The sequence below is a fragment of the Stenotrophomonas sp. 99219_Sma genome (genome assembly GCF_056480785.1).
The window spans coordinates 633,782-648,523 of the sequence record NZ_CM151117.1 but is presented as its reverse complement, the minus strand read 5'-3'; the positions used below and the strand labels follow the sequence as shown (position 1 = coordinate 648,523).

General features: G+C 67.5%; 8 protein-coding genes. 2 read left to right on the top strand and 6 right to left on the bottom strand.

The window, feature by feature from the left end:
- Positions 1 to 74 precede the first annotated feature (74 nt).
- Together ACZK13_RS02875 and ACZK13_RS02870 are read left to right on the top strand one after the other, a co-directional pair.
- Entirely contained in the window at positions 75 to 1,391 is a 1,317-nt protein-coding gene (locus ACZK13_RS02875; protein ID WP_005408048.1) for an NCS2 family permease, read from the top strand.
- Positions 1,392 to 1,505: 114 nt separating this feature from the next.
- Entirely contained in the window at positions 1,506 to 2,510 is a 1,005-nt protein-coding gene (locus ACZK13_RS02870) for a DUF4434 domain-containing protein (RefSeq protein WP_253143432.1), read from the top strand.
- On the opposite strand, the gene ACZK13_RS02865 is transcribed toward ACZK13_RS02870, so the two are convergent.
- The 6 genes from ACZK13_RS02865 to ACZK13_RS02840 all read right to left on the bottom strand — a co-directional run bounded on the left by ACZK13_RS02865 (position 2,504) and on the right by ACZK13_RS02840 (position 14,730).
- Positions 2,504 to 5,338 (bottom strand): NfrA family protein, encoded by a 2,835-nt coding sequence (locus tag ACZK13_RS02865; RefSeq protein ID WP_253143431.1) that lies wholly within the window; start codon positions 5,336 to 5,338, stop codon positions 2,504 to 2,506. The two genes, ACZK13_RS02870 and ACZK13_RS02865, sit on opposite strands and share 7 nt — an antisense overlap.
- Positions 5,335 to 7,482: a glycosyl transferase family protein gene (locus ACZK13_RS02860; RefSeq protein WP_253143430.1), complete on the bottom strand. Its 2,148-nt coding sequence runs from the start codon at positions 7,480 to 7,482 to the stop codon at positions 5,335 to 5,337. Before ACZK13_RS02860 ends, ACZK13_RS02865 begins: the two co-directional genes overlap by 4 nt.
- Positions 7,483 to 7,488: 6 nt before the next feature.
- Positions 7,489 to 9,690: a cellulose biosynthesis cyclic di-GMP-binding regulatory protein BcsB gene (locus ACZK13_RS02855; RefSeq protein WP_253143429.1), complete on the bottom strand. Its 2,202-nt coding sequence runs from the start codon at positions 9,688 to 9,690 to the stop codon at positions 7,489 to 7,491.
- Complete coding sequence (gene wecB, locus ACZK13_RS02850; RefSeq protein WP_253143428.1) at positions 9,687 to 10,871, bottom strand: non-hydrolyzing UDP-N-acetylglucosamine 2-epimerase; 1,185 nt, start codon at positions 10,869 to 10,871, stop codon at positions 9,687 to 9,689. Before wecB ends, ACZK13_RS02855 begins: the two co-directional genes overlap by 4 nt.
- A 266-nt stretch (positions 10,872 to 11,137) precedes the next feature.
- Positions 11,138 to 12,175, bottom strand: coding sequence for a fimbrial protein (locus tag ACZK13_RS02845; RefSeq protein ID WP_253143427.1), 1,038 nt, complete (start codon positions 12,173 to 12,175; stop codon positions 11,138 to 11,140).
- Positions 12,166 to 14,730 (bottom strand): fimbria/pilus outer membrane usher protein, encoded by a 2,565-nt coding sequence (locus tag ACZK13_RS02840; RefSeq protein ID WP_317618049.1) that lies wholly within the window; start codon positions 14,728 to 14,730, stop codon positions 12,166 to 12,168. The genes ACZK13_RS02845 and ACZK13_RS02840 overlap by 10 nt, the downstream gene beginning before the upstream one ends.
- Positions 14,731 to 14,742: the final 12 nt, after the last annotated feature.

The following is a 14,742-nucleotide window of genomic DNA, read 5'->3' as shown; positions in this document are numbered from 1 at the left end:
GTCGGCACCCACGTTCTGCATTCGGGTAGGTCACGACCGTTGGTCGTGACGCATTATTGTCGCGAGATTCCCCCATGTCCCTGTTCGAGCGCCTGTTCCAGTTGCAACAGCACGGCACCACCGTGCGCACCGAGCTGCTGGCCGGTGTCACCACCTTCCTGACGATGTCCTACATCGTCTTCGTCAATCCCGAGATTCTCGGCACCACCGGCATGGATGCGGGCGCGGTGTTCGTGGCCACCTGCCTGGCGGCTGCACTGGGTTCGGCGGTGATGGCGCTGGCCGCCAACTTCCCGGTCGGCATGGCGCCCGGCATGGGCCTGAACGCGTTCTTCGCTTTCACTGTGGTCGGCGCTGCCGGCCTGCCGTGGCAGCAGGCACTGGGCGCGGTGTTCATCTCCGGCCTGGTGTTCCTGGTGCTGTCGCTGACTGGTGTGCGTGCATGGCTGGTGTCGGGTATTCCTTCGTCGCTGCGCTCGGCCATCGTGGCCGGCATCGGCCTGTTCCTGGCGATCATCGCGCTGCAGAAGTCCGGCGTGATCGTCGGCAATGAAGACACGCTGGTGGCGCTGGGCCCGTTGAACACCGCGCCGCCGCTGCTGGCACTGGCCGGCTTCCTGCTGATCGCGGTACTGGAAGCGCGCCGCATCCGTGGTGCGATCCTGATCGGCATCCTGGCGGTGACCGGCGCCGGCTGGGCGCTGGGCGACGTGCAGTACCAGGGCCTGGTCTCGCTGCCGCCGAGCCTGGCGCCGACCTTCCTGCAGCTGGACCTGCCGGGCCTGCTGCACCATGACGGCGGCGCGCCGATCGCGGTGCTGCTGCAGGTGGTGCTGGTATTCGTGCTGGTGGAAGTGTTCGATGCCACCGGCACGCTGTACGGCGTGGTCGGTCGCGCCGGCCTGCTGAAACTTCCGGGCGCGCAGAAGCGCTTCGGCCGTGCGCTGCTGGCCGACAGCACGGCGATCGTGGCCGGCTCGATGCTCGGTACCAGCAGTACCACCGCGTTTGCCGAAAGCGCCTCGGGCGTGCAGGTAGGTGGCCGTACCGGCCTGACCGCACTGGTGGTATCGGCACTGTTCCTGGCCGCGCTGCTGTTCTCGCCGCTGGCGGCGATGGTGCCCAGCTATGCCACCGCACCGGCGTTGCTGTTCGTGGCTGGCCTGATGCTGCGCGAACTGGTGGAAGTGGACTGGAGCGACCTGACCGAATCGGTGCCGGCGGCACTGTGCGCGCTGGCGATGCCGTTCACCTACTCCATCGCCAATGGCCTGGCGTTCGGCTTCATCGCCTACGCCGCGCTGAAGGCCGGTACCGGCCGCTGGCGCGAAGTGCATCCGGCGGTGTGGCTGGTGGCGGTGCTGTTCACCCTGCGCTACGCGTTGGAATAAGCGGTAGGTGATGCCGGCCAGCGGCCGGCACTACCAGAGCACGCTTCGGCCAGCGGCCGGCGCTACCGGGTGCTGGTTCACCTACTGCGCACGGTGCTCTGGGATGATGCGGGCATGGTTCGGCCTGACCTTCCCGCGGATCCGTCTTCGCCGTTGCGCCGCCGGCTGCTGCGTGCGGCAGTGCTGGCACCGCTGGCCGCTGCGCTGACCACCCTGCCCGGCTGCTCGTTGCCGGTGCAGGTCGATGGCACCTTCCTGCAGCCGTGGCGCAGCCACCTGCAGTGGGGCCTGGCCGACTGGCAGCGATCCTTGAAGCTTGCACGTACGCTGGGCTGCCGGCAGCTGGTGCTGCAGTGGACCGGCATCGTCGGTGGCAGCGACGGCGACTGGTCGCTGCCGGACAGCAGCCTGCAGCAGCTGTTCACCGCCGCCAGCGAGAACGACATCCGCATCCGCGTCGGCCTGCCCTTCCAGCAACGCTGGTGGCAGGCCATCGGCGCCGACGATGCCTCGCTGCAGGCCTTCCTGGCCGACAGCCTGGCGCAGGCACGCCGCTGGTTGGCACAGGCGCCCTGGGCGCAGCAGCCGGCCTTCGGGGGCTGGTACCTGCCCTACGAGCTGGAGCAGTACCACTGGGCCGATCCGGCGCGCCAGCTGTGGCTGGCGCAGTGGTTGCACGGCCTGGTGCAGGCCGCCGGCGCACGCGGCGGTGACTGTGCGATCTCCTGTTACTTCAGCCGCCTGCAGACCAATGGCAACCTGGTCACGCTGTGGCAGGCGGTACTCGCGCACGCGGCCGTGCGGCCCATGGTGCAGGACGGCGTGGGGGTGGCCGGCGCCGGCAACGTGCAGCAGCTGCAACCGCTGCTCGATCATCTCCATGCCAACGGCATCGGCTTCGATGCGATCGTTGAACTGTTCCGCGAACTGCCCGGCGGCCCTGCCGACGGCAGCGGATTCAAGGGCGAAACTGCCAATGCCGCGCGCGTCCAGCGGCAGTTGGCATGGGCACGCGGCAGCGGCGCACAGCACGTGCTGGTCTATGCATTGGAGCCATGGCTGACCCAGGACACACCGCAGGCCGCAGCGCTGCGGCGACGCTGGGGCCTGCCTCAGTAGTAGAGGATGGCGGTGGCGAACAGGCCCTTGGCACGCTGCGTATCACCACCGCCGATGGCGATGCGGTACTGCACGGTCAGGTCCAGGTAGGAACGCGGCGTGTTGTAGTGGTCCTCGCGGAACCAGTAACGCACGCCCACGCCTGGCCCTGCGCCAAGTGACCAGCTGCGCTGCGTATCGTTGAGCGCGAACGACTGCGCCGGGAACAGCGGGTAACGGATGTCGCGCACGCGCGAGTGCTGGTCGAGCCAGTCCGCTCCCACCACCACGTACGGCGTGACCACCCAGTGGGTCTGCCCGGCACCGAAACGGAAGCTGCGCCCGGCGCGCAGTTCACCGGCAACGAACCACTGTTCGCGATGCAGGCGCCCGTTGGCGTCGCCGATCCGCCGCACCGGCGTGCCGTTGGCATCGAGCGCGTCGAGGGTGAAGGTGGCACCGTTGTCGTCCCAGGTATATCCCCCCTGCGCATAGCCACTGACCATCCACCACTGGTTCACATCGGTGCGCAGATCGGTGCCGTGGTAATAGCCGTAGGTCAGGTAGGACATCCATCCACCGGAACCGCTGGCCAAGCGGTAGCGCGCCAGCGTGCTGGCTTCCAGTGGCCGGTTCAGGGCCAGCTGCAGGCGGCACTGCACCGCTGCCGATGCGGGGTAGACCTCGCCCTGGCGGGTGGCACTGCCCAGGAACTGGCGGCGCTCGATGCCGGCGCTCAAACCGGTCTGGCCAAAGGCGTAGCGCAGGCCGAACGAGGCGATGGTGGACGGCCAGCCGGTGGTCGAGCGCGAATGACTGAGGCGCTCGGCGCGTGCACGCGCATCCGGCGTTGATTCGCCGGTGCACGGATCCACCGCACGGATCGACTCGTAGGTGCCGCCCTCGTCGTACAGCGTGTTGAGCAGGCGTGCGTAGAGCTCCAGCGTGCCATGCTGGTCGTTGAAGGCCGGGGGCCGCCAGAACGCCTCCAGCGTACTGAACACCGAATCGCCGGGCGTACTGATCGCCGCACCGCCGACATTGGTTGCGGCCTGGCGCGCCCCCCGGAAACCCGCCGAGGCGACCACGCCCCACTCGCGTGAATAGTTGGCGATGGCATTGCGCACGTTGTAGCGCTGATGCTCATCCAGCGGCAGCTCACCGACGTCGGCGCGGTCGATGGCGCTACGCAGCAGTGACACCGCCTGTGGATGATCGCCGTTGGCTGCGCTGGCGTAGGCCTGGTCCAGCACCACGCTTTTCGGTGCCTTGCCGGTGGCCTCGGCGGCACGGAAGTCGGCCAGTGCCTGCGCAGGTTCGTGCGCCTTCTGGTTGAGGTAGCCGCGCTGCATCAGCGCCTCCGCATCGTCAGGACGCTGTGCCAGTGCCGCATCCAGGCGCTGCCGTGCTTCGTCCTGCTGTGCGCGGTTGCCCGCTGCCAGCGTGGTGGTCAGCAGGGCCTGCAGGTTCGCGTCGTCCGGTGCGAGTTGCACGGCCTGCCGTGCCTCACCGATGGCATCGGTGTAATCCTGGCGCGCGTAGGCAGCATAGGCACGCTGTGCGGCACCGCCGTCGCCCTGCAGGTCGGCCGGCATCAGCTCGCAAACATTGCCTGTGTCGCTAGACTGGCAGTGCTGGAACGGTGCCGGGTAGGTCTGGGCGCTGATGCGGGGAAGCGCGCGACTGGAACGGATCGCCCGGGCGCGTTGCTCGATGCCCTGCTGCAACAGCAGCTGTGCCCGTGCGTCTCTCTCATCTGCTGGCACTGGCGCCTGCAACGGTGCCAGCAGTGCAGCCGCACGCACCCGATCGCCGGCAGCCAGTGCCGCATCCACCGCGAGCAGGCGCACGTTGCGCTGCTGCGCGGTTGATCCCGGCGTGGCAAGCGCGGCGTCGAAATCCTCATTGGCCCGCAACGTGCTGCCCTGGCGCTGGCGCAGGTAACCGCGCATGACCCGTGCATTGAGGTCGTTGGCATCCACCTGCAGTGCCTGATCGGCACTGCGCTCCGCGTCGGCCAGCTGATCGCCCTGCAGCTGCGTGGTGATCAGCAGCAACCGGTACGAAGCCACCTCCGGTGCCAGCTTCACGGCGTCGCGCGCATGTCCAATGGCCGCGGCATCATCACCTGCGGACAGCGATCGATAGGCTTGCTGGGCCAGCAGCAGCGCGCGTTGGCGACCCAATGCCACGCGCCGCGCGCGCAGCTCTTCGACGTTGGGTGCGCCCAACTGCAGCGCGGTACCGATGGCGGCGTCGGCCTGTTCGGGCTGTTGCTGTGCCTCCAGTGCCGCCACCCACAGCAGGGCCCATGCGCCCTGTTTCGGCTGCTTCCGGAACGCCTGCTCGGCCTTGCTGGCCGCCTCTCCCATCCGCCCGGCGTCATAGGCCGCGTACGCCTCGGTGGCCAGCGCGTAGGCCTGCTGCCTGCTGCGGTCTGCGGCGCTGCCGACCGGACGAGATGGGGATGTCGTGCGCGCACCTTCGCCTCCGGTTGCCGCGCTACGTGCAGCGGTGACAGCCGCCAGCGCCGGCAAGGCCGGATCTTTCATCCCCGCGTCCAGCGCACGCCGCGCCTGCTGCTGCGCTTCTGCACCACGCCCGAGTTTCTGCAGCGCATAGATCTGCAGCAGGCGCAGCCGCACCACGTCCGGGCGCAGCCGGATCGCTTCAGTGGACTGCTGGTACGCCGCTCGGTAGTCACCACGCTCATAGGCGGCAAACGCCTGTTCGGCGATACGGTAGGCAGCTCCAGACAATGGCAGCTGCGCATCGGCCTGGGCCTGTACCGATACGCTGGCCGTGGCCAACGCCACGGCAATGACGGTGGACAGCAGCGTGGTCTTCATGCCGGCAAGGCTCCGGGAGGCGGTGACTGCAGCGTGGCCGCACGCCGGCGCTGTTCCTGCATGGCCTGGGCCACGGCCTCCTCGGTGGTGATGCCCTGCTTGACCAGGTAATCGCCGATGCGGCCGTCGCGCTGCGGCATGTAGTCATCCAGTGCGATCTCGAAGCGCGCGTGATCGATCAGGCGCATCTCCACCAGCAGGTCACCCAGCAAGGGCACGTTGTCCAGGTGCCACTGCCGGTCGCCGCCGATCAGGCGCAGGCCCGCGTTGATTTCGCTTTCGCGGGCGATGCTCTGTTCAACGTGCTCGCTGCGGGTTTCCTGCTTCAGCAGTGCCAACGCCTCTTCGGGCAATGGGCTGGCGACGGCCAGCCGCAGGGTACCTTGCTGACGCGGCGGCAGCGGCAGCATCCGCCATTGCACGCAGGCATCGGCACTGACCGGGAACTGGCAGGCACGCAGGTAATCCACGTCGATCACCGCGCGTGGCAGGTCGCCCTGGAAGGCGATCGCCTCGGCCAGCGTTTCATCATCCAGCCAGCCCTGGGTGAGCAGGATGCGGCCCAACGGCTGCTGGCGGCCTGCCTGCTGCTGATCCAGCGCCTGCTGCAGGCGTTCGGGTTCCACCGCCTGCCAGGTGGTCAACAGCTCACCGAGCTGCTTGCGGGTCTGCACCAGCTGCGCCGCATCCGGGAAGTCGTGCATGGTCTTGTCCCAGACCATGCGCTTGCCGAACAGCAGGTAGGCCAGGAACACCTTCCACGCGCGTGCGGTGGCCATGAAATTGATCATGTTTCCGACCACCATGCGCGGGATCGACATCAGCGCATGCTCCCAGCCATACAGCCGGTTGACGAAGTAGAAGCGCTGCACGACCCGGGTCGCCAGCGCCGCCGTGGTCAGCAGCGCCACGTTCATCTGCCAGGTACCGGCCTGGAACACGCTGGGAAACTGCATCGTCCACAGCCCGGTCATCTTCAACAGCCAGAACAGCAGCAGCTGCAGGAAGATGACGTAGGCGATGATGCTGACGAACGAGGTGATGATGCCCTTGCGGTCGCGCGCCAGCAGGTACTTGGTGGCCAGCGAGCCGCGCCAGCCCAGCGACTCCCAGCTCTGCAGCCCGATGCCCAGCACCCAGCGTGCCTTCTGCCGGTACGATGCGCGGAAGTTGTCGGGGAAGTACTCGCGCACGCACAGCGCCATCTGCTGGGTGCGCTCGCGTACAGGGCCCCAGCCGAACCAGGACGGGCGACGCACGCGGAACTGCACCGGGAAGCGCGCGAAGATCGACTGCATCCCCATCGCCGCCAGCCGCGCACCGACGTCGTAGTCCTCGGTGAGGCTGTCGGTGTTGAAGGGCTGGTTGTCGGTCTGCGCGCTCAGCGCCAGCAGCGCGCGCCGCGAGAAGCAGGTACCGACACCGGCCGACGGCACCATGCCGGAAACACTTTCACGCACCACCAGATCCTTGGCATGCCATTCGGCGAACTCGTCCATGTAGACGCCGGCCACCAGTTCGTACCACTCGCGGTCCAGCGAGGTGACCGGCAACTGGATCATGTCCTTGCGCGGCAAAAGGTAGTTGTAGAAGCGCAGTTCCATCGGGTGCAGCACGTCCTCGCTGTCGTGCAGGATCACCCCGGCGAACTCGATGTCGTGGCGCTTCTCGTAATCGAAGATGGCCAGGATCAGCCAGTTCAGGCAGTCGGCCTTGCTGGTCGGCCCGTCATGCGGCACTTCCACGCGGCGCAGGCGCTTGTAGCGGCGGCGCATGCGCTCCACTTCGTCGATGGTCTGCTGGTCGTTGGGATAGGTGCCGACGAACACCACGTACTCGCGGTAGTCGAGCACGTTGATCATGTTCTCCACCATCTGCGCGATGACGTCGTACTCCATCCACGCCGGCACCATGATCGCCAGCGGCTGTTGCGGCCGCTGCAGCAGGTCTTCCTGGCTCAGTGGCCGGTACGCCTCGCGACGCTTGATGGTGAGCGCCCGCCAGCTCTCGCGCACCCAGTACCAGACATCGATGAACAGGTCATCGAGGCTGGAGATCAGGATCAGCACGGCCACCGCCGCCGCCGTGGTTTCCAGGGCAGCGTAGTAGTTGGCCAGCTGGATGTTCCAGAACAGACCGTCCACGGTGGATCAGTGCCCTGTGTTGGCGGACTTGCGGCGGCGCACCTGGGTAACGCGGGCGGCCAGCAGCGCGAACACGATCACGCCGACCAGCAGCAGCAACCAGACCATGTGCCGTTCCCACTTCGATTGCGGATTGCCATCCTGGGCAACGCGGCTCCCGTAAGGATCCTGGCGGTCGAACTCGCGCACGGCATCACTGCCGTCGAGCACGGCGAGATCACCGCGCAGCAGCCGGAACGGTGCGCCGAACGGCGGTGCCTGTGCGCCCAGGTCGCTGTACAGCACGCCGAGCTGGCCGCCGGAGGTGCCGACCTGCACCACCGCGGCACGATCCAACCCGCTGACATCCAGCAGCGGCTGCGGCTTCCCGCCGATCAGCAGATGACCGTCCTTCAGGCCGGCCACATCGACACCCGATGGCGCCACACCGAACGCCAGCCACGGTGCGCCCGGGCTGACCGCCGCACCGGCATCGACCACCTTCAGTTCCGACGCCTCCGGCGAGGCACCCACTGCACTGGCCACCGCAATCACCTTGCGCAGCGATGCCGGTGCATCCTGCAGCCACGTGGCCGGCACGAACACCTGGTTGCCGCGCGACAGCTGACTGCTGGCGCCGACGAAATCACTGCCCAGCGACCGCTTGGCCAGGGTCAGGTGGCTGCTGGGCAGGATCGAGACCGGATAGGCGGTGGCCGGATCGTGGCAATAAGGTCGTGCCGGTTGGCGCAGGAAGCTGACGCGGATCTCGTTGCGCGCCGACAGCGCGTAGGCCGGCACCTTGGCCACCAGCCGTTGCGGCTGGCCATTGGCCGACAGCACCTTGCCGCCCAGCAGGTAATCGTTGAAATGGATCGTGGCCACCGCGCCCTGCCCGGCGGCGTTGGGCGCCGCCGAGACATCGATCACCACTTCCTCGGGCAGGCGCCCATCGGCCGACAGCGCGCCGAGGTCGAAGGTGGCACTGCGGTCCGCGCGGGTGACCACATCCATCGTACCGGCGATGTTGCCGAGCCGGCTCAGCAGCACCTGGTCTCCGTCCAGCTTCGGTGTTCCCGCCGCGCTGACCTGCAGGCTGCGGCCCAGCGCATAGCTGCGCCACTGTTCGGCGAACAACCCGGCGACCTTGCCCGCCGCCGCCGGGCCGACCACCAGCGTCGGACGGCCAGCAACGGCGACCACGCTGACCGATGCGTTGGCCGTGGGCTTTTCCAGGCCGCCCATATCGGTACCGCGCCACGCGGCGAAGGCAGCGCCCGCATCGGCACCCGTAGCCGCGACCTGTACGGCCAGCGCGTCCAGTGCCGCGCGTACGCCGGCCCGCAGCGCATCACTGCCGATCATCACGTCAGCGGCCAAGGGCCCGCTGTCACGCAGCGACAGCAGCGCGCCAACTTCAGCCAGATCCTTGATCACATGCGCGCGCTCGCCCGTCGCCAGCGCAGCGTAGGCCGGCACGCCCTGCAGGCTGGCCGGGATGCTGATGCCGGTCAGGTCGACACTGTCACCGACCTTGGGTAGCGCCACCACCTGCACCTGCTTGCCACCGCCCTGCAACGCGGTACCGACGCGCCAGGCGGCATCGTAGGCCGGCGCCTGCAGCGCCTTGCCGTCCACCAGCAGGCGCACCTGCGGTGGCAGCGCGCCCCAGGCCTTGGCCACGGTGTCCACGGCCCGGCCATCGAAGCGGTAGCTGAAACGCGAGTCCGGCGACAGCCGCAACACGTTGGCCGGCGCGCTCTGGTCGGCACATTGGTAGTCGGAGACGATCGACCACCAGCCGACGCCGACCCGCACGAAGCCGTTCTGGCGGGGTTCGCCATCAATGGCCAGTAGCTGGCTGGCGTCGCCCTGCGCATCAGTGATCGAGCGCGCGGCGATCGGATCGCCATCGACCGACCACAGGCCGGAAGTGCGCCCGGCGTGGCCGCGCACATAGCGCCCGTCCAGCTGCAGCTGCGCATCGCGGGTGGCGACGCCGACCGGCACCGGCAGGTAGACCTCGCGCTGGCTCTCCTGCCCGCTGAGCACCAGCGGTTGGCGGAAACCGAGTTCACGCAAGGTCATCTGCCGGTTGACCGTGCTGTCGCCGCTCCATTCGGCGAATTGGCCGGCGACGCTGTCGGCGGCATGGGCACTGGCAACCACGCCCGACAGGACGAACGCGGCGGCGGATGCAAACAGGGGAGAGCGGCCGGTCTGGGTCATGGCGTCACTTCGCGTGGATGGAGGTGGGCGGCACCGCTGTTGCGGAGGCCGGGCGAGAATTCGGGAAGGGGCGTGCCACGCAGGGCGGCGACGATGCGCGCGCTGGCACGGCCATCGCCGTAGGGACTGGCGTCGGGATCGAAGCGGGTCGGATGCGGTGGTTGTGCGAGTGCCGCGTTGACCGCCTCGACAATGCGCGAGGGCCTGGTGCCGACCAGCGTCACCACTCCGGCCTCGACCGCCTCCGGGCGTTCGGTGACGTCGCGCATGACCAGCACGGGCTTGGCCAGCGCAGGCGCTTCTTCCTGCACGCCACCGGAGTCGGTGAGGATGACGTCGGCGCGCTGCATCAGGCGCACGAAGCGCAGGTAGTCCTGCGGCGGCACCAGGTGCACGTTGTCGAGATGGCCGAGGTGGGCGTTGACCGGGCCCTGCACGTTCGGGTTGAGATGCACCGGGTACAGCACCTGCAGGTCCGGCCGCCGCGCCAGTTCGGCCAGCGCACGGCAGATGTCCTCGAAGCCCTGGCCGAAACTCTCGCGGCGATGGCCGGTGACCAGCAGCAGGCGACGATCGGGGTCAAGCATGTGGAAGGGTTCGTCAGCCCGCGCACGCAGCGCCGGGTCGGCATCCAGCCGCTCTACGGTCTGCTGCAGGGCATCGATGACGGTATTGCCGGTGACCAGGATCTGCCCGCCCAGGTGTTCACCGGCCAGGTTGGCGCGCGAGCTGGGCGTGGGCGCGTACAGCTGGTGGCCGACCACATCGATCACCCGCCGGTTCATTTCCTCCGGCCACGGCCGGTTGATGTCGCCGGTGCGCAGGCCGGCCTCGACGTGACCGATCGGAATACGGTGGTGGAACGCAGCCAGTGCGGCGGTCATCGCCGTGGTGGTATCGCCGTGCACCAGTACCCGGTCCGGACGAACCTGCGTGTAGAGCGCGTCAAGCCGTTCGAACAGCTTGGAACACAGGCCATTGAGGGTCTGGTTGGGCACCATGACATCGAGGTCATGGTCGGCGGTGATCGCGAACAGCGACATCACCTGGTCCAGCATCGCCCGGTGCTGGCCGGTGATGCAGACCACCGATTCGATGCCCGCAGCCTCCGCCAAGGCCCTTACCAGCGGCCCCATCTTGATCGCTTCCGGTCGCGTGCCGAACACCGACAGGACCTTCATCGCAGCGCTCCGAAAGGCCGGCGCGAGGGAATGCCAGGAGCTGTAGCCACGTCTGGATCCTTTCGGCGTTCCCGTCCAACACCCGCAGGCAGGAGACGGTCACCTCATGAGGAAACTCCAAAATCGCGACGTACATCACATTCGAATGATGGTACGTGCGTCGTGGCATTGATCTTCATCGTTGGAAGATCAAGACGCAGTCAACGCCGCCCGTGGAACGGGCGACGTTGCGGTGGAACGCAGCAGTGGCGCGGCCTGCGGCCGCCTTACTCGTACTGGATGGTGAAGGTGGCCTGGCCGTTTGCGACACCTGCACCCACCGTGCCGGCCTGGGTCTGCACATAGCGGGCACGCAGCGGCAGCGCCATGACACTGGTACCCGGCACGGTGGTGCCGACGTTGACGGTCTGGCCGAAACGCACTTCGCGCTCGGTGCTGCCATCACGCTGGACCATCTGGATGCCGATGCGGGTGGCACTGTTGGTGGCCGCGCTGAGCTTCAGCACGCCCGGCATGTTCGAGCTGTCCTGGTCGGCGTCGAGGCGGATGCCGATCTTGCTCTGGTAGGCAGCAACGTTGCTGCCCTGGCAGTTCAGGCGTATCTCGAAATCGCGATCTACAGCCTTGGAACCGACACCGGTGAACGTGGTGTTGGGCACGCTGCCGAAATCGACGGCAATGTTGCGACTGCCCGCCTGCACTTCGCAGGTCGGGCTGACCACGGTGGTGCCCGAGCCCCTGAAGGTGGAGGTCAGCACCGGGCGGCTGGGGCCATCACCATCGAAGTAGTAGGTGGTGAAGCGACCGTTCGGTGCGATCACGCCCGAACCGGTCTGCGCGGCGGTCTTGATCAGCTGGATGCGGAACTGGCCACCGATCAGCGAGATCGTGGAGTTGGCCGCGAAATTGATGGTATGTGGGTAATAGGCCTGGATCGCGCCGGAGTCGCGGAACAGGCGAATGCCCACACCGGCCACGCCGGTCTCATAGACGTTGGCAAAGCCGGCCACCGGTCGCTTCTGCGGCGCGTTGACGTACTCGCCTGTCGAGTAGCCGCTATACCAGTAGTCACAGCGGGCAACGCTGTTCTGCTGGTTGATCGGCACGCTGATTTCCTTGATCACGCCACCCACCGGTGTACTGGGCAGGATCACGATCTGACCCATGTCCATCTGCACGTCCTGTGCAACGAAGCCGTTGATCTGGATGCGGCAGGCCGCACTGGCCTGCTGCGCCAGCAGCACGCCACCCAGCAGGGCCAACGCGGCCAATGCCTTGCGGCCACGGGAAGAAATCATCGGCATGCTGCCTCCAGCGGGATGAAGCCGGTCTTGGACGCGTCGGCGCCCGCCGGTACCTGGTAATCAATGGTGCAGCGCTGATCGGCACCTGCGCCCCACTCGACCTGCAACTGGCCCTGGTTCTTCTCGCTGCGCACGTACAGGCGGCCGCCCTGGCTGACCATGCCCACCGGCTGGCCCTGCTCGTCCTTGACCTGCGCACCGAACGGCATGGTGCGGCCATCGGGGTTGCGCACCTGGATCAGCAGCGCGTTGCCCTTGCGGGTATCGAAGCGCAGGTAGCTGATGGCACCGGCGAACGGCGCGATCGACTGGCTGGTGCTTTCCAGCTCGACGTCGTGGGCCATGCCCTGCGGGTCGAGGGTGACGGTGTTGAGGCGGTACGGCGACACGTACGGGACCACCGCGTAGCCGCGGCCATCGACGCGCAGGCCCGGGGCGTTGCTGACGATCGCATCGCGTGCGCCCGGCGCTTCCACCAGCACCATGGTGTCGCCACGCTGCGGGGTGAAGGTGAAGCCACCCGGATGCACGACCACGCTGCCGTTGGCACCGACCGACGCCTGGCGGAAATCGCGCGAGTGGCTGTAGGTCGCGTTCAACGCGCTGTAGCGGCTGCGGTATTCCGCACTGCCCACCGCGGTGGTGCCACCTTCGCGGGAGTCGGACAGCGCCACACCGTAGCTGAAGTTGTTGTCGATGCCGGTCGAACCGGTGATGCCAACGCGACTGTTGTCGTAACCACCGCGCTCGCGCACGCCGAGGTCGGCGCTGAACGACACCGGGTGCGAACCACGACCCAGCGGCACGCTCATCGACAGCAGGTACTGGGTATCGGAACGGCCGAGCACGCCCTCTTCGGTGCGCAGCGCCGAGAAGCCGTAGTTCACCGAACGCCAGGCGTTGTTGTAGCCCACCTGATACTGCTTGGAGGTGCCGGGGCGGTCGTAGAAGTCACGCACCGAGCCGGTCACGTACAGCGCGCCGCCGCGACGGCCCAGCGGCTGGTTCAGCGTTACCTGGAACTGGCTGCGCTGACGGCCACGGGTGGTCGGATCGATGCCGCGCTTGTCCGCATCACGGCCATATAGCGCGTCCTGCAGGCTGTAGAAGCCTTCGGTCGAATAGCGGTAGGCGGCCAGGGTCAGGTTGGTCCCGGTCTCGCCGATCATGTTGCTGTAGCTCAAGCGCACGCTGGCACCGGTGTGGTTGCCGTAGTGGTCGAACGTCGTACGTGCGTGGGTGACGTCGGCGGCGAACGCGCCAACCGGCGTGGACAGGCCGACGCCGTACAGCAGCGACAGGTAGCCGTCGCTCAGTGCACTGCCACCGTACAGCGTCAGCTGGTTGCCGATACCGCGCTGGTAGGTGCCCTGCACCAGCCACGGCTCATCGGCCAGCAGCTTGTTGCGCACCTGGCCGGCGGTCAGTGAGTAACGCGACACGCCTTCGCGCAGCATCTGCGGCACCGAACCGAACGGCACCTTGAATTCGCGGCGGCGGCCATCGGCCTCGATCACGCTCACTTCCAGGTCGCCGCCGTAGCCGGTCGGGTACAGGTCGTCGATGACGAAGCTGCCCGGCGACACGGTGGAGGAGTAGATCAGCTGCTCGTTCTGGCGCACTTCGATGCGTGCGTTGGTCTCGGCGATGCCGCGCACGACCGGCGCGTAACCGCGCAGCGAATCGGGCAGCATGCGGTCGTCGCTGGCCAGGCTGGCACCGCGGTAACCGATCGAGTCGAACAGTTCACCGGTGGTGTAGGCCTCACCGATGGTGAGCATGCCGCGCACCTGCGGGATGCCGCGCTGCGCATAGGTGGCGATGCTCTGCCAATGGCGGCCATCGCCCTCGGACCAGGTCAGGTTCGAATCGTGGCGGAACTGCCAGCCACCCAGGTTCATGCCGGCGTTGAGGCCGAGGTAGGCACTGCGGTTGCGCTGGCCACCTTCGACACGGCTGTCGCTGTCGATGGCATTGAAGCTGTAGCCGACGAAGCCGGCATTGATGCCGCGGTCCCACAGCGCCGGGTTGACGTAGCCGCGTGCCTCACGACGCAGGAACACCTGCGGGATGCTCAGGTCGTAGCGCAGGTTGCCGCTGTCATAGACACCATAGGCATTGGCCATGCGCTGCTGGACCGGCACGCAGCTGGTCTTGTCGGTCGGCACGGACGGATCCTGCTGCAGCAGCACGGCTTCGCTGTCCACGCCCATTTCTTCCAGCATCGGCAGCGGCAGGCAGGCGTCGACACGGCCCTGCGCATCGGCCTTGAACTGCAGATCGCGACGGCCCTGCCAGGCACCGTTGACGTAGACGTCGACACGGTAGTTGCCGGCCACCATCGGGTTGCCGTTGCTGAAGGCCGCCAGATCGACCTGCTTGGCCTGGCCAGACAGGAAGCTGGAGTTGAACTGGGCCGATTCCGGTGCACGCGCATTGGCCGCACCACTCTGCGCCATCAGCGCCTGTTCGCCGAGATTGGCCGGGGCAGCCAGCGCCCATCCTGGGCAGGCCACGCCAGCAACCAACAGGCAAAGCGCCTGATGGATCGACAATGTCAATCTGTT